The 16432-nt window shown below is 34.8% G+C and carries 13 protein-coding genes; 5 read left to right on the forward strand and 8 right to left on the reverse strand.

Annotated features, from left to right (window positions below; all coding sequences use genetic code 11):
* Nucleotides 1-77: 77 nt before the first annotated feature.
* The gene (locus AC5YGG_RS20290) at nucleotides 78-2213 is read right to left on the reverse strand and encodes a S9 family peptidase (RefSeq protein WP_496146252.1); all 2136 of its coding nucleotides are present in this window, start codon (nucleotides 2211-2213) and stop codon (nucleotides 78-80) included.
* Nucleotides 2214-2513: 300 nt separating this feature from the next.
* Between AC5YGG_RS20290 and AC5YGG_RS20295 the strand changes: the two genes are divergently transcribed.
* The gene (locus AC5YGG_RS20295; protein WP_496146253.1) at nucleotides 2514-3026 is read left to right on the forward strand and encodes a YceI family protein; all 513 of its coding nucleotides are present in this window, start codon (nucleotides 2514-2516) and stop codon (nucleotides 3024-3026) included.
* Nucleotides 3027-3105: 79 nt separating this feature from the next.
* Nucleotides 3106-3933: a 4,5-DOPA-extradiol-dioxygenase gene (gene ygiD, locus AC5YGG_RS20300; protein WP_496146254.1), complete on the forward strand. Its 828-nt coding sequence runs from the start codon at nucleotides 3106-3108 to the stop codon at nucleotides 3931-3933.
* Nucleotides 3934-4004: 71 nt separating this feature from the next.
* Here the strand turns inward: ygiD and AC5YGG_RS20305 are convergent, their stop codons facing one another.
* The 3 genes from AC5YGG_RS20305 to hutH form a co-directional block, all read right to left on the reverse strand.
* Nucleotides 4005-5480, reverse strand: coding sequence for a S8 family peptidase (locus AC5YGG_RS20305; RefSeq protein ID WP_496146255.1), 1476 nt, complete (start codon nucleotides 5478-5480; stop codon nucleotides 4005-4007).
* 137 nt (nucleotides 5481-5617) lie between these two features.
* Nucleotides 5618-6064 carry a GNAT family N-acetyltransferase gene (locus AC5YGG_RS20310; protein ID WP_496146256.1) on the reverse strand — a complete coding sequence of 149 codons (447 nt, stop codon included), beginning with the start codon at nucleotides 6062-6064 and terminating at the stop codon, nucleotides 5618-5620.
* A gap of 68 nt (nucleotides 6065-6132) precedes the next feature.
* Nucleotides 6133-7620, reverse strand: coding sequence for a histidine ammonia-lyase (gene hutH, locus AC5YGG_RS20315; RefSeq protein ID WP_496146257.1), 1488 nt, complete (start codon nucleotides 7618-7620; stop codon nucleotides 6133-6135).
* A 129-nt stretch (nucleotides 7621-7749) separates the two neighbouring features.
* Between hutH and AC5YGG_RS20320 the strand changes: the two genes are divergently transcribed.
* Both AC5YGG_RS20320 and uvrC read left to right on the forward strand, forming a co-directional pair.
* A complete protein-coding gene (locus AC5YGG_RS20320; RefSeq protein WP_496146258.1) occupies nucleotides 7750-8511 on the forward strand; it encodes a hypothetical protein in 762 nt (253 codons plus the stop codon).
* Nucleotides 8512-8596: 85 nt separating this feature from the next.
* Nucleotides 8597-10393 carry an excinuclease ABC subunit UvrC gene (uvrC, locus tag AC5YGG_RS20325; RefSeq protein ID WP_496146259.1) on the forward strand — a complete coding sequence of 599 codons (1797 nt, stop codon included), beginning with the start codon at nucleotides 8597-8599 and terminating at the stop codon, nucleotides 10391-10393.
* Nucleotides 10394-10811: 418 nt separating this feature from the next.
* Here uvrC and AC5YGG_RS20330 read toward each other — a convergent pair whose 3' ends face one another.
* From AC5YGG_RS20330 to AC5YGG_RS20340, 3 genes are read right to left on the reverse strand one after another with little or no spacing between them, the layout of a single operon-like run.
* The gene (locus AC5YGG_RS20330; protein ID WP_496146260.1) at nucleotides 10812-11576 is read right to left on the reverse strand and encodes a hypothetical protein; all 765 of its coding nucleotides are present in this window, start codon (nucleotides 11574-11576) and stop codon (nucleotides 10812-10814) included.
* Between the two features lie 11 nt (nucleotides 11577-11587).
* Entirely contained in the window at nucleotides 11588-12670 is a 1083-nt protein-coding gene (locus AC5YGG_RS20335; RefSeq protein ID WP_496146261.1) for a putative type IX sorting system protein PorV2, read from the reverse strand.
* A gap of 15 nt (nucleotides 12671-12685) precedes the next feature.
* Nucleotides 12686-13561 carry a DMT family transporter gene (locus tag AC5YGG_RS20340; protein ID WP_496146262.1) on the reverse strand — a complete coding sequence of 292 codons (876 nt, stop codon included), beginning with the start codon at nucleotides 13559-13561 and terminating at the stop codon, nucleotides 12686-12688.
* A 543-nt stretch (nucleotides 13562-14104) separates the two neighbouring features.
* Here AC5YGG_RS20340 and AC5YGG_RS20345 point away from each other — a divergent pair.
* The gene (locus tag AC5YGG_RS20345; RefSeq protein WP_496146263.1) at nucleotides 14105-15733 is read left to right on the forward strand and encodes an acyl-CoA carboxylase subunit beta; all 1629 of its coding nucleotides are present in this window, start codon (nucleotides 14105-14107) and stop codon (nucleotides 15731-15733) included.
* Between the two features lie 82 nt (nucleotides 15734-15815).
* On the opposite strand, the gene AC5YGG_RS20350 is transcribed toward AC5YGG_RS20345, so the two are convergent.
* Nucleotides 15816-16013: a hypothetical protein gene (locus AC5YGG_RS20350; protein ID WP_496146264.1), complete on the reverse strand. Its 198-nt coding sequence runs from the start codon at nucleotides 16011-16013 to the stop codon at nucleotides 15816-15818.
* Nucleotides 16014-16432 lie beyond the last annotated feature (419 nt).

Genomic DNA, 16432 nt, shown 5'->3' on the forward strand with positions numbered 1-16432 from the left:
ATTTTTACTTTCTTTGTGCCTTTGCAGTTTCCAACAAAACTCAAAAAAAATCCAACCGAAATGGCTGGATTTTGATATTATTTTTTCAAGTACAAATCAAAGTAATCTGTAATTTTCTGCATCAGATGCACTCTGTCTTTTCCAATCACATTATGCGGATGCCCCGGATAAGCAAAGTAATCCAGCTGAACTCCATTATCAACAGCTGATTTGATGAACTTGATAGAATGTTGCCATACTACTACATCATCCTGCGCTCCATGGATCATTAATAACTTTCCTTTCAGATTCTGAACTTTATCCAATAGGTTCGCGGCAGCATATCCTTGTGGATTTTCCTGTGGTGTATCCATATATCTTTCTCCATACATGATTTCATACATACTCCAGTCGATTACTGGTCCACCAGCAACTCCTACTTTGAAAACATCAGGCTTACGAAGCATGAAACTTGTTGTCATGAATCCTCCAAAACTCCATCCGTGGATCCCCATTTTATCTCCATCTACATAAGGAAGTGATTTCAGATAATCCACTCCTTTCATTTGGTCGTTCATTTCTGTTGTTCCAAGGTTTCTGAAAACAGCTTGTTCGAATTTCATTCCACGATTAGAGGAACCTCTTCCATCCATTGTGAAAATGATATATCCGTTTTGAGCCATATACTCATACCAAAGATTTCCTGAAGCCGGGAAGCTGTTAGTAATCAATTGTAAGTGAGGTCCGTTATATAGATAAACGATAGTTGGATATTTCTTATTAGGATCAAAATTAGTTGGAAGAATGATCTTACCATATAAAGGTGTACCGTCATCTGCTTTTAATTCTACATTTTTAATCTCAGGTCTCTGATAGTTCTTTAATGTATTTTCAGAAGTAAAGATATTGGTAGATTTTAGGCTGGATGTATTGATAATATTTCCTACTCTTGGTGTATTGGCATTACTGTAAGTATCATACAGGTGATTTCCATCATTACTCAGGATTCCGAAGTGCATTCCTGCATCAGCATCCAGTCTCTCCATTTTGAAATTCGTCCAGTTGATCTTATACAGATGTCTTTCTAAAGGAGTTTCTTTAGTAGAAGTAAAGAAAATTTCTTTTTTCTTTTCATTAAATCCTAAAATATCGGTTACCAGCCAGTCTCCTTTTGTGATCTGAGCCACCAATCCTTTTTCAATATTATAATGAAACAAATGATTGTATCCTGTTCTCTGACTTTGCCAGATGAAATCTGTATTAGAATTTGGAAAGAACGTAAGCGGATGTTGTGGTTCTACATATTTGCTGTCTGTTTCTTCAAATAAAGTTTTCACCAATGTTCCGGTAGCCGCATCATACTGGTTCATCTTCATATGATTCTGTCCTCTGTTCAATACTGCTACAAAGATATATTTTGAATCCGGGCTCCATGTAACAGCCGTCAGATATTGATCTTTTTCACCATCAACTTTAAGGAAGGTAGTTGACTGAGTTTTAATATTGAACACTCCTAATGTGACCTGGTGAGAAGTCTGTCCAGCCATTGGATACTTGATGTTATGATTAACAGCTGGAGTTACTGACCAATCAATGATCGGATAATCAGCAACCATCGTCTGATCCATTCTATAGAAAGCTACACTTTCAGAGTTGGGAGCGGGGAAAATTCCGGTATCAATTCCGAATTCATTTCTGTGAACCGCCTGTCCGTTGATGATATTTTCATTAGCATCATTGGTAACAGCGATTGTTTTTCCGTTTTTATTAACGAATAAATTATTCTTTGCTGTAAAGGCAAAAGTCTGTCCATCTCCAAACATTTTTACATTAGCAGCATCCTGATCTACCGCTACAGAGTTCTTTACTTTCCAGTCAGCTCCTGATTTTTCGATCCAATACATTTTTCCGCCTGTATTGAAATATCCTGAAGTACCTGCAAATTTAACAGAGGGAACTGATTTTAGCTTATCGCCGGCAAATTGTCTGTTCAGTTGGGTAAGAGATACAAGAGTATCCTGTTTATTGGTTTTTAAATCTGTTGTCAGATACCCGCCTTTTACCGCCTGAATATAAGATTTACCATCTGCCGACCATGCAAATTGTGAAATATTTTTCACAGCAAGGTTGGTTCTCATTCCATTTACAGCCTCCGCCATTGTAAATTTCTGTGTCTGGGCAAAGACTGAACCGCCCACAACAAGCATCAATAAAGAAAATTTATGTAATTTCATTGTATAAAATTGAATCCATCAAAAATAAGAAATAAAAATCACCCGTTAAGAAACGTTAAAATAAAACATTCATAAAATAGAATTAATGAATACATTGAAATTATTTCTTAACTTAATAGTATATTTTTTCGAAGTCAAACCATAACATCAAAAGCGTAAAATTCACTTAAAAAGACAAATAAGTTTAAATTAAAAATAGAAATTATCGGTTTAATTAATTTCTTATCCTATATCAATGACTTGTATATATCCCCTGAGCTAAATTTGCATCATTAATAATAACACAAAATACAACATACAATGGCAACAAAATGGATTTTAGACCCGACGCATAGTGAAATTACTTTCAAAGTAAAACACATGATGATTTCTAACGTAAAAGGAAGCTTCAGAACGTTCAATGCTGAAATTGATTCTGAGGATGAATTTTTCGCAAATGCAAAAACTACTGCAACAATCCAGACCGATTCTGTATTCACAAATAATACTGACAGAGACAATCACTTGAAATCTGCAGAGTTCTTCAATGCTGAAGCTCACCCAACGATTACTTTTGAATCTCAGAATTTAAATAATGAAGTGATCGGGAACCTTACTATTAACGGAATTACTAAGCCTGTAACACTAGATGTAGATTTCGGAGGAATCAACGTAGATCCATGGGGAAATACAAAAGCAGGTTTCTCTTTTGAAGGAAAAATCAGCAGAAAAGAGTTTGGATTAAACTGGAATGCAGCTCTTGAAGCTGGCGGTGTAATGGTAAGTGATGATGTAAAAATCGCTGGAGAATTACAGTTTGTAAAACAAGCTTAATTTATAACATACTTTTTGAAAGGTTCAGGGATTTTTAATAGAAACCTTGAACCTTTTATTTTTTCAATATCTAATACTTATGAACCTCAACGACCTTCAACATATAAGCGAGAATTTCAAGACTACTCAGAGAATGCCGGTTTTATTTTTGGGGCATGGTTCCCCAATGAACGCTATTGAGGAAAATCAATTTGTACAGGGATTCCGTAAAGCAGCCAGTGAGATCCCAAAACCGAATGCTGTTTTATGTATTTCTGCACATTGGTATACAGAGGGAACTTTTGTGACTGCTATGGAAATACCTAAAACTATTCATGATTTTTATGGTTTCCCAAAAGAACTGTTTGATGTACAATATCCCGCACCCGGAAGTCCTGAACTGGCAAAAGAAACCGCTGAACTTTTACTTCCGGTTGATGTAGAGGAAGATCACAACTGGGGGCTTGATCACGGAGCCTGGTCGGTTATCAGGCATATGTATCCTAACGCTGATATCCCTGTGATTCAGCTAAGCATTGATTATACAAAACCTCCGCAGTATCATTATGATCTTGCCAAAAGACTGAATAAACTTCGTGAAAAGGGAATTTTGATCATTGGTAGTGGAAATATTGTTCATAACCTTCGGATGATCGACTGGAAAAATATTAATACGGTAGGAGCCGGCTGGGATTGGGCAATAGAAGCCCGTGAGAAAACCAACAACTGGCTTTTGGATGGTAATTTTCAGAATATTATTGATTATCAGAAACAGGGAACGTCTTTACAATATGCTGTTCCTACTCCGGATCATTATCTTCCGCTTATCTATACTTTAGGATTGAAAGACAGTGCCGAAGAATTATCTTTATTCAATGATGAGCTTATCGGTGGTTCATTAAGCATGACAAGTGTGAGGATCGGATAATATAATAACAAGACAAAAATAAAGCAAGTCACTTCAATTGAGGTAACTTGCTTATTTCTTACAGTCTATTTTTACTGTACAGCTTTTAAAACATTGATGTTTCCATAGCCATAATTTGAATTTACATTTGGATAATAAGTTGCTGATTGTCTCATTTTATTAAGAACCTGCTCTCTTGTCCATGATGGATTTTTAGCCCATACCAATGCTGCGATTCCTGCTGTAGCTGCTGTAGCTACTGAAGAACCTCCTACATAATCTGACTGATTATTATAATAACTCAATACCGGAACTGTACTTCCTGACGCTCTTTCCATCTGGAAAGTAAAATCTATCTGACTTCCTGAATGGCACACATCACATTTCTGGTTGGATGTATTTTCTTTAACTCCTGTAATAGCCTGCGTTTCTGACATGGATGCAGGGAAAATAACACCTACAAAGTTCGTGAAGCTGGTAGAAGTTCCTCCTGCACAGAAGATCAGTTTTCCTCTTGCATAAGCATATTTCACTCCATCCTCAATCTTTCCTACTGAGAAAATGTGTCCCATTGACATTGAAATGATCTTTACATTGCCATTATTACCCAATTCTGTAAATGCGGTTTTTACTCCGTTTTGTTCACTTGAAGTTTCCAATACAACGTTTGCTGCTGCTCGGTAAGCAATAAGGTTTGCATTATAAGCAACTCCTACAGGAAATCCTGAGTTATTTCTAGGCGCTGCCATTACTGAAGCCATTTTAGTTCCGTGTCCGCATTGATCCGCGGCACCGTCAGAATTATAGGCTCCAACCTTAGTGATTGTTCTGCCTGATGAAGCTCCGTTATTAAAGTTGCTTCCAAGTAACGTCTGCTCAGATGAAACTCCTGTATCAATAAGCCCAATGGTTACTCCCGCGCCTGTACTGTAGCTCCATGCATCAGGAATATTATGTTTTGTAAATGCCCATGGAATTTTTGCACTTGGCGTTGTTGATGTATAATCTACTGCATTTAATGTTGCTGACGAAAACCCACACCCGGAAGATCCACTGCCTGAAGATCTTGAGCTAAGCTGCGCTTCATTCTCGAAATAATGATAATCTGCCGGTTCTACATATCTGATGGTTTTCATTTGACGAAGAGCTGTAAGCGTTTCTTCATTATTAATAATAACATCCATCTGATTAAGATACTTATCTGAAGTAAGCAGGAATCTTGCCGGTTCCAAACCTTCATGTTTTGTAATGACAGATAAAATTTCATTCTCCATTTCTTTATTATCAGGAGATTTACTTCTGTCAAAATCATCTTTCGAAGAGCCGAATCCGATTGACAACATTTTATTTCCGCGGAAAACAGCACTCCAGATAAAATGGTCGGATTCGTTTTTCCAGTTGAAAGTTCCGTTTGTTTTAATGGATTGATTGATTCTCTCGTTAATTTGTTTTGCGGTCAACGGATCAGTCTGAACCATTTCAAGTTTAACATTTTCGTTTTGAAGTTCCTCTGTGGTACAGGAATTCAGGGCAAGAAATAATGCCAGGAAAAATACACTTTTTTTCATATGTTATAATTTTGATTGGAATCACAATATAACACTTTAACGGGAATTAAGAGCTTAAAAAAAATGAATTTACCATTATATGAATATTAATTACCTGTTAGGAATCAAACCTTTACTTACAACTGATCAATACTTTATTACAATATCTTTTCGTAGCATACGCTGTCATCAATATCAATATATTGTCCATAGTTAGGAATTCTATGGAATCCACTTTTCTCATATACAGAAATAGCATTTTCCAGCTCACGGGATGTTTCTAATATGGCTTTTTTATAGCCTGATTCAGCTGCCCATTTTTCTAATTCACAGACAATGGTTGTTCCCAATCCTTTTTTTCTGAATTTCGGATCGGTAAACATTCTTTTTATTTCAACAGTATCTTCTGAATATTCTTTGAATGCTCCACATGCCGCCGGAATTTCATCAACATAAACGACAATGCAGTTTTTAATTAAATCAATTTTATTAAATTGATCAAAGAAAGCATGGTCGTCACCATTATGTTCTGCAAGAGTGGCGTCAAGTTGCTTTACAAGAGATTGAAAATCTTTATGGGTAGAATCAAGTCTTTTTATTTTCATTTTGGAAAAAATTAAATCATTGTGAAAAGAAAAAGCTCCCATTCGGAAGCCTTTCATTTTTATTTTGATTAGTTTACAACAAACTTTCTTTCATTGATTAGCTCAGCAATAGCAATCATATCTTTACCGATCAACCTGTCGTCTTCAAGCTTAGCCACTTTAGAACGAAGGATCGTAAAGTTTTCTTCAATCAGTTTATTACATTTGGATGGTCTTCTGAATTCCAGCCCTTGAGCTGCAAACATCAATTCTACAGATAAGATATTCACCAGATTTCCAAGAACCTGATTGAATTTTCTTCCTGAAATACTTCCCATAGAAACATGGTCTTCCTGTCCTAAACTTGTCGGAATAGAGTCTGCCGATGCAGGGAAACATAATGTTTTGTTTTCAGTTACCAATGCTGCAGAAGTATACTGAGGTATCATAAACCCTGAATTCAATCCTGAGCTTTCCGTTAATAATCTTGGTAGTCCATATTTTCCTTCCAATAATAAATAACTTCTTCTGTCTGAAATATTTCCTAATTCCGCAGCTGCTAATGTTGCATAATCTAATGGTAACGCCATTAATTGCCCGTGGAAGTTTCCTCCTGAGATAGATTCTTCAGCGCTTAATACAATTGGATTATCGGTTACAGAGTTCAATTCTGTTTCAGCCATATGTCTAAGGTGTTCGAAAGCATTTCTACTTGCACCGTGAACCTGTGGCACACATCTCATAGAATAAGGATCCTGAACTCTTTCACAGTCTTCATGAGCTTTCATATTTTCGGACCCTTTTAAGAATTTAAGCATTCGTGCTGCTACTTTCTTGCTTCCTTCAAAGGGTCTGATTTCGTGAAGTTCTTTTTTAAATGGGCTTGCAGAGCCTCTGTAAGCTTCGATACTCATGGCAGCCGTCATATCGGCAAGGTCTAAAAGATATTCAAACTTTTCTAATCCTTTGATAGCATGTGCTAAAATGAACTGTGTTCCGTTAATCAATCCCAAACCTTCTTTTGGTCCCAATGCCAATGGTTCAAGATCATGTTTTTCCAACACTTCCATTGTTTCAAAAACTTTATCTCCTTCCCAAACCTGTCCTAATCCCAATAAAGGCAATACAAGGTGTGCTAAAGGTGCCAAATCTCCTGACGCGCCTACAGATCCCTGTTCAGGAACTACAGGAATGATGTCTTTTTCAAGCATTAGGATCATTCTTTCAATAACTTCCAGAGAAACTCCTGAAAACCCTTTTGATAATGCATGAACTTTCGCAATCATCATGATTTTTGAAAGTTCCTTATCAATTGGCTTCCCTACTCCTACCGCATGAGAGATAATAAGGTTATACTGTAACTGTGCTGTTTCATCAGCAGATATTTTAGTATCGCACAGCGGACCGAAACCTGTATTGATTCCATATACACATCTATCGGATTCTACAATTTGCTGTACGTTTTTCTGAGATTTTAAAATTTGTTCTTTTGCTGCTTTGTTCAGCTTGGCTTTATTAGGTTTTTTACATATTTCCAGAACATCATGGAAAGTAAAAACATCTACTCCGTATATCATTTCTAAAAAATTTTCTTAAAATTACGCATTTAACAATAATTGGAGAAACTAAATTTCGCTGTTCTATCTTTTTATATGAAGAAGTGAATTTATTTGTTATTTTTACTTCCGAAATTAAAAACTATAAACATGAGACTGAAAACTCTACTGCTTGCATTATGCGTTGCAGGGACCACTTCTTTTGCACAGAAAATAAAGTACTCGAAGGAAGACATCAAAAAAATGGAGACGTACCTTTTTAATGAAGGTTTTAATACGCCTTCTCCCAAGAAAACATCAACTATTATTCTAAAAGACGGCACTTCTCACAAAGGATTCTGCAACAAAATTGAAACCAAGAAGGGACAAATCTATGAGGTAGCCATTAAAGACAGTGTTACTAAAAAAACTGCAAACTTCAATGCTGACCAGATCAGTGAAATGTATGTTTATCCAAGTAATGCAGAAAAAATAATGAAAGTTTCAAGGTATATGGGAAACATCAGAAACTATAGTACCAAAAAACTAACGAAAAGAACCAATAATGACAGAATATATTTTGTCAATCAAACTGTTTCTCTAAAAAACAAAAAAGATGATAAAGAATTCCTGATGCAGGTTATCAACCCTGATTTTGATGATATTATCTCCGTATATCATGATCCAAGAGCGAAAGAAACAACTGGTTTTTCCGTGATGGGAAGTCCTCAGCTTGGAGGTGGGGTTATAAAATCTTATTATGTAAAGAAAGGAGACAAAGTAATGTGGCTTCATAAAGATGATTTTGAAGATAATTATGATTTTCTTTTTGGAGATAACAAAGAATTCATGAAGCTCTATCCTAAAAACTCTGTTGAGTGGGATTATTTCAGTTTTCTGGTAAATGCTTATACCGAAATGAGTAACGGATAAAACTATTCAAACATAAATTTTAAAATCTGTAGTGCATTCTGCAGGTTTTTTCTTTTTAAATAGAAAGATTGCTTAATTTTGTTATATGAATCCTTCTTTAGAATTACAGCTTAAAACTTTACCATCAGAGCCCGGCGTTTATCGTTATTATGATAAGAACGATCAGCTATTATATGTCGGAAAAGCTAAAAATTTGAAGAAAAGGGTTCTCTCCTATTTCAACAAAAACCTTTCAGGATACAGGATTAAGATCATGGTGAGTAAAATCCAGCGTCTGGAAACCACCATTGTAAATAGTGAATATGATGCACTTTTACTGGAAAACAATCTGATCAAGGAACATCAGCCGTTCTACAATGTCATGTTGAAAGATGACAAAACATATCCTTGGATTTGTATTAAAAATGAAGATTTCCCAAGAATTTTTCTTACCAGAAATAAAATTAAAGACGGCTCCGAATATTATGGACCGTATGCAAAGGTACGTCCGGCAAAGATTCTCTTGGATACCATCAAACATATCTATAAACTAAGAACCTGCAATCTAAACCTTGCGCCCAACAAAATTGCAGAAGGTAAATATAAAGTCTGCCTTGAATATCATATTAAAAACTGTGAGGGACCTTGTGAAGACCTTGAAAGCAAAGAAGAATATGATGAAAAGATAGACGCTATACGCGGGATCATTAAAGGAGATTTCCGGAAAGCTAAAGATTATCTGGTAAATCAGATGATGAAACTTGCCTCAAATCTTAAGTTTGAAGAAGCACAGATCATCAAAGAAAGACTGGATATTCTGGAGGACTATCAGGCTAAAAACACTGTTGTAAATCCAAATATTGATGATGTAGATGTATTTGGAATGATCAGTGATGAAACGGCTGCTTATGTAAATTTCTTCAAAATCAGAAACGGAAATATTATTCAGAGTTTTACCACGGAGATCAAAAAGATTCTTGAAGAAACAGATGAGGATATTATGGAGGAAGCTTTAATCGAGATCAGACAGAAGTTCAGCTCCGATTCAAAAGAGGTTCTTCTTCCCTTTCATCTGACTGTAGAAATCCCGAATGTAAAGCTAATCGTCCCTAAAGTTGGGGATAAAAAGAGAATTGTAGAGCTTTCTGAAAAGAATGCGAGAGAATATCGTCTGGAAAAATTAAAACAGGTACAGATTGTTGATCCGGAAAGGCATACCACCAGAATCATGGCAGAAATGCAGAAACTTCTTAGAATGCCTGTAGAGCCAAGACATATTGAAGGTTTTGATAACTCAAATATCCAGGGAACCAATCCGGTATCTGCCTGTGTAGTTTTTAAAGATGGCAGACCAAGTAAAGCAGACTACAGAATTTTTCATCCCAAAACAGTAGAAGGTCCCAATGATTTTGCAACGATGGAAGAAGTCATCTACCGTCGTTACAAAAGAATGCTGGATGAAGGCGAGAATCTTCCACAGCTGATCCTTATTGACGGTGGTAAAGGACAATTATCTTCTGCTGTAAAAAGTTTAAGACTATTAGGGTTGTATGGCAAAATAACCATTGTCGGAATCGCTAAAAGACTGGAAGAAATTTTCTTCCCTGAAGATCCTATTCCATTATACCTTGATAAAAAATCCGAAACATTAAAAATTCTTCAAAGAGTACGTGATGAAGCTCACCGATTTGGGGTAAAACATCACAGAACGAGAAGAAAAAACTCTACAATAAAATCTGAGCTTGAAGAAATTCCTGGTGTTGGAGAAAAAACTATTGAACTATTATTATCCAAACTGAAATCTGTTAAACGAATCAAAGAGGCAAATCAGGAAACACTGGAAGAGATTTTAGGAAAAAGTAAAGCTAAAGTTATTTGGGAATATTTCAATGGTAATGCGTAATCAGGAAGTACTACAAGGTTTATTTTTTCACAACTAATTGAACTTTTTTATAAAATATTCATTCAAAATTCCATTTTCTCAACAAGAGACAAAAATATCAATATTACACCTTAACAACAATTATTAAACAACAAAAACGATATATTATTAAAATATTTTATAAATAATAGTATTATATGTATTTTTTTCATAAATTAGTATTGTTAATTAATAACAACAATACCATGAAAAAATTCTCATTTTGTAAATAACATTACAGAATTACTATTCCATCGGTATTTAGTGTTATTCTTTTTCAAAACCAGAAACTTAATAGAAAACTATAAGTTCAAAGAAAGGAAAAAACACATCAACATATTAAAAACGAATAAGCTCTTTTTCAAGAGCTTATTTTTATTTTCGTTGAAGATAAATTAATCTATTTTCCTTTAAAAACATCTTTAGTAAACTTACCGTCAGCCTGCGGAATATCGATCACAATATTTCCGTTTTCAAAATAACCGGTTGTCATATTTCCATCGGCTAATTTTACCATAAATACATCTTTTCTTGATGTAGCTTTAAACACTGCAAACGGAACGGAACTTCCTGCTTGTGCCAGAATAAACTGACTGTCGTCAATCTGTATTTTCTGAACAACAATTTTCCCATTGGTATAATTTCCAGCTGTTGGAACAGCCGCCGATGTATTCGTTGTTTCAGGAGTAGAAGCCTGAGTATTTGTAGCGACGTTGGAAGCCTGTGTTTGTACTGCTGCAGGCAACATTGCTACCGGATTAGAAGCTCCTACGGTAATTAACGCCTGTTTCAATGCATCAGGGAAGCCTTCTTCAAATTCTTTAATATCTGAACGTCCTTTAGATTCTAAAATCACTTTATTTTTACAGTCTTTAAACTGTAAGATCACTTTATTGGTAAACAAGCTTTTATCATTCAGAATATTTGCATTAAGAACATTACAGGAGTTATCTTTAGCTTCTGATGACCATTGGTCTATACTTTTGGGTAATATTACATATCCTTTGCTCTTTAATGCCTTTTCCAGATATTCTCCCAAACCATAACTGTTGTTTTTAAACGTCTCAAACTTTTCAGGGATTAAAATATATTTATAATCTGAAACTTTTTGTCCGAACGCTAACGCTGAACAAATTGCTAACGCAAATACTGATATCTTTTTCATTTTTTTTCAATTTAGTCGTTTCTGAATTCTCCCATATCCAATTTAAGCGAGAAGAAATTTGAGAAGAAATTAGAACCTCCTATTCCTGAATTTGTAATTGCATAATCCAGAGTAAGCCCTCTATATCTGATCCCAATCCCTGCACTTGGCTGGAAAGAAACTTTTCTTTTTAAATCTTCTATATCTGTAATAGACTGAAATCTGTTGATCCCTAGTCTCACAAAAATCATTTTCTGGTATCCTAATTCAGCTCCGGCATATGGGCTGATACTTGCAAAATCAGTTGAAATCAAAGATGCTGTTTTAGCAAAATCCACATTGATACCAGCTTCCGGCAATACATAAACACTGCTGTTGATCTCAAATAGCTTACTTGCTCCTACATTAAGTTTAGGCATGGTAAGCTCCATTTTATCTTTTGGTGCAGGGTTAAATTCTTCACCATTCACCACTGTTGACAACTCTTTTTGATTAATACTCCAAAAGTTAACTGTAGTAGTGATATCTCTCACCATTCCCCCGAATTTCCATCCGTTTTCTCCTTTATAGATAGCTCCCACATCAAAACCAAAACCATAACCGTTAGCAAATTTACCAACATTTCTGTAAACAATTTTCGCATTTACCCCAACGTCAAGATTTGGATTTCCTCCTGGACGAAACGCATAGGAAAGTATCGCTGCATAATCTGATTGAGAGAATTTCGTGATCTTATCATAATCAATATTTCCTTCAGAATCAATCATTTGAGTTGTATTCAAAATATTATCGACCCCAAGTCTCACTACAGACACCCCAAAAACACCTTCTTCCAATACTTTGGCATATGCAAGATAATCATATTTCGCAATGGATTCAAAGTATTCAGCGTGCATTGCTGCTCCCTGCCAGTCTCTATCTATAGACATTAATCCCGCAGGGTTCCACATAGGAGAATACACATCATTCTGATTGGAAATGACAGCTCCTCCCATTGCCAATCCTCTTGCACCTGCTCCAATATTTAAGAATTCATTGGAATATTTCCTGATAATCTGAGCCTGAGATACCCCAAAAAGCAATAAAAATGCAAGTAAAAAATATTTTTTCATCATAAAAATTGATGCTAGTTAAAGTTTTTTTGTTTTCCTGGCTTTAATTAATCCATTCGCAATGATTGCCAGTATCATAACAGCCGAAGCAATATAAAATATAGGGCTCATATGTTCTGATTCCCCAAAGATAAAAAAAGCTAGTATAATTCCGTAAACAGGTTCCAAATTAACTGTTAAAATTAGAGTAAAAGGCGATATATACTTCATCAATTTCACAGATTCCAGCATTGGAAAAGCAGTGAAAACACTGGCTAACAAGCATATTAACGCCAAATCTCTATAGTTTATTTCATTCATTTGAAAAATTTGCCCGGAAAGTAAATAAAATAACATTAAAATGAACCAACCACAGAATATCTCATAAAAAATAATATTCCCGGAACTCGTCTTCCCAAACATCTTACCATTAAATACAGAAAATATAGTCCCAAAAACGGCACAAAGAACTCCATACATGATCCCTTCTTTGTATTGAAATTCGGTCTTAAAAATTAATAGAATACAGGCAACAATTACGACGCCCATCACAACTTCTGAGACATCAATCTTCCTCTTAAAAATAACAGGTTCCAGAATTGAAGCGAAAAGTGTGGATAACGAAAGACAACTTAATGCAATAGAAACATTGGAAACCTTAATAGAATAAAAGAAACAGTACCAATGCAACGCCATTGCAAAACCAATTGCCGCCAGCTGCAAGAATAATTTTTTGGAGACCTTTATACTTTCCTTTTTATATATCCTGATAAATACAAAAAGGAATATAGCTGCAAACAACATCCTGTAAAATACCAGAATCTGGGCATTAGCATGAATCAGTTTTCCTAAAATTGCAGTGAATCCCCATAAAAATACTATTAAATGCAACCTAAAAAGTGCTAATTTATGCATAACCTTCCCTCTTTGAATTTTTAACAGGCAAATTTACAAATAGGCTTTTACAAATCTTATAAAAAATCTAAATTTATATTAATAAAAAAATGAAAAATAAAGTTTTTAATCGTTTCCTTTTCTAATATAGAAACTGTTTTATTCACTTTTTAAAAAATATTGACATAAATAAAAAATTTTATTTCTTCTAAGAATATGGAATTACATTCAGATATTATAATCGAAACAGAACATCTCGCCTTAAATCTGAGTATAAAAAATATTATTAATCTATAATAAAAAAAACCCTGAAAATTGGTTAAACTTTCAGGGCCTTCAAATAATAAACTATTAAAAAAATAAACTAGGAACTGAGTATTTTTCAGAGGATTTCACCCTCTGTTACTCTGATGTAAAGTTAGAAAAAATATAAATTATTTAAAAATATATTTTTGTTAAAAATTTCACAATTTACTAATAACCAAATAATTAAACATCTGTTTTACTTCCGATTCATATTCCTCATAAAAATAGTATCTTTAAGCGTAAAAAATTGAAAATTCTATGGACATCGAATTCAACAAACGAGAAGATCAGAACAGATTAAAATTATCAGAGATAAATCGCTTGCTTGCCGAGATCAAAAAAGGGGGCGGTGAAAAGAGACTTCAAAAGCTTCGTGACGAAGGAAAAATGACTGCAAGAGAAAGAATAGAGTATCTTCTTGATAAGGGTTCAGATTCCATAGAAGTAGGTGCTTTTGCAGGGTATGAAATGTACGAAGAGCATGGAGGCTGCCCTAGCGGAGGCGTTGTAGTGGTTATCGGCTACGTTTCAGGAAGACAGTGTATTGTTGTAGCAAATGATGCTTCAGTAAAGGCTGGTGCATGGTTTCCAATCACTGGTAAGAAAAACCTTAGAGCACAGGAAATTTCAATGGAAAACAAGCTTCCGATTATCTATCTGGTAGATTCGGCAGGTGTATACCTTCCAATGCAGGATGAAATATTCCCTGATAAGGAACATTTTGGTAGAATTTTTAGAAATAATGCTAAAATGAGTTCTATGGGTATCATTCAAATCTCTGCTGTTATGGGAAGCTGTGTAGCTGGCGGTGCTTATTTACCTATTATGAGCGATGAAGCTATGATCGTGGATAAAACAGGTTCTATTTTTCTTGCCGGTAGCTATCTTGTAAAAGCAGCCATTGGAGAAAGCATTGATAATGAGACATTGGGAGGAGCTACCACACATTGCTCTATCTCAGGCGTTACCGATTATAAAGCAAAAGATGATAAGGATGCTCTAGATAGAATCAAAAATATTATGAAATCTATCGGAAGTACAGAAAAAGCAGGTTTTGATAGAATTGAAAGCTTTCCACCAAAAGAAAGTCCTGACAATATTTTCGGAATTATGCCAGTTTCAAGAGCTGAGCAATACGATACCTATGAAATTATTAAATGTATTGTGGATAACTCAGAATATGAAGAATATAAACCTGACTACGGTAAAAGTATCATTTGCGCTACAGCAAGAGTGGATGGTTGGTCTGTAGGAATCGTTGCCAATCAAAGAAAATTGGTTAAAAGCGGTAAAGGTGAAATGCAGTTTGGCGGCGTAATTTATTCAGATTCTGCTGATAAAGCAACTAGATTTATTGCGAATTGTAATCAAAGAAAAATACCTTTAATTTTCTTACAAGACGTTACCGGATTCATGGTAGGCTCAAAATCAGAACATGGAGGAATTATTAAAGACGGAGCTAAAATGGTAAATGCTGTTTCCAATTCTGTAGTTCCTAAATTTACAATCATTACAGGAAATTCATACGGAGCCGGAAATTATGCCATGTGTGGAAAAGCTTATGATCCAAGACTTATTGTAGCTTGGCCTTGGGCAGACCTTGCCGTAATGGGAGGCGCACAAGCCGCAAAAGTATTGGCTCAGATCCAGGAATCAACACTGAAAAAGCAAGGAAAAGAAATATCAGAAGAAGAACACAACAAAATCCTTGATACTATTTCTAAAAAGTACCAAAAACAGACTGAATCTACCTACGCTGCAGCCAGATTATGGACGGATGCTATTATTAATCCTGCTGATACCAGAAAATGGATTTCTATGGGGATTGAAGCGGCAAATCATGCTCCTATTACTGAGAAATTTAACTTGGGAGTTATTCAGGTGTAATTTTTAGCTATTATAATATAAAAAACGGTTGCCTTTTAAAAGGCAACCGTTTTTATTAATTTAGAGTTTAAACTTATAACTATTATCTGGGAAAACGTTTATTACATGTTTCTTCTTTGCCACCAAGCTGAACACAACATTCATATCTACTCAAACAAATTCCGTTTGGGAACCCTGTAATATAACATAACCCAAATCCAGGGTCATCCGTAGGGCATCCAGGTCCTGCTCCTATAAATGATTTTAAACTTTCTCTTGAAATTTTCACTAAGTTTTTCATGGTCTTATATTTTATAAATTCCTACTCTATTATAGCTTTTCGGATACCGCTCAAGTAGTTCCAATAATAGTGAATTTATTTCAATTATTTGCATACATTTCAAAAATTCTATAGCACAATAAATAATAAACCTAGCTTATAAAAAATTCTAAGCTTTTCCATTCCATAAGGATCGGCTATTTGTTAATATTCCTACTTACTGCTGTTTGTGTTTGCTATGTGCCTAATTGAAAAAAACATAATAATCTAGTTTAGAACATTACAAAATGCCAAAAGTAGTCAGAATATTAAAATACTGTCAGAATATATATATGTGTAAAATGAAGAGAAGGTGGTTTAAAAGGGATTATTTGAAAGAATAAAAATAAATAACCATCATTCAGAATATTCAAAAATAACATCTGCATTGGTTTATTCAG

The sequence above is a fragment of the Chryseobacterium sp. CS2K3 genome (assembly GCF_059515185.1).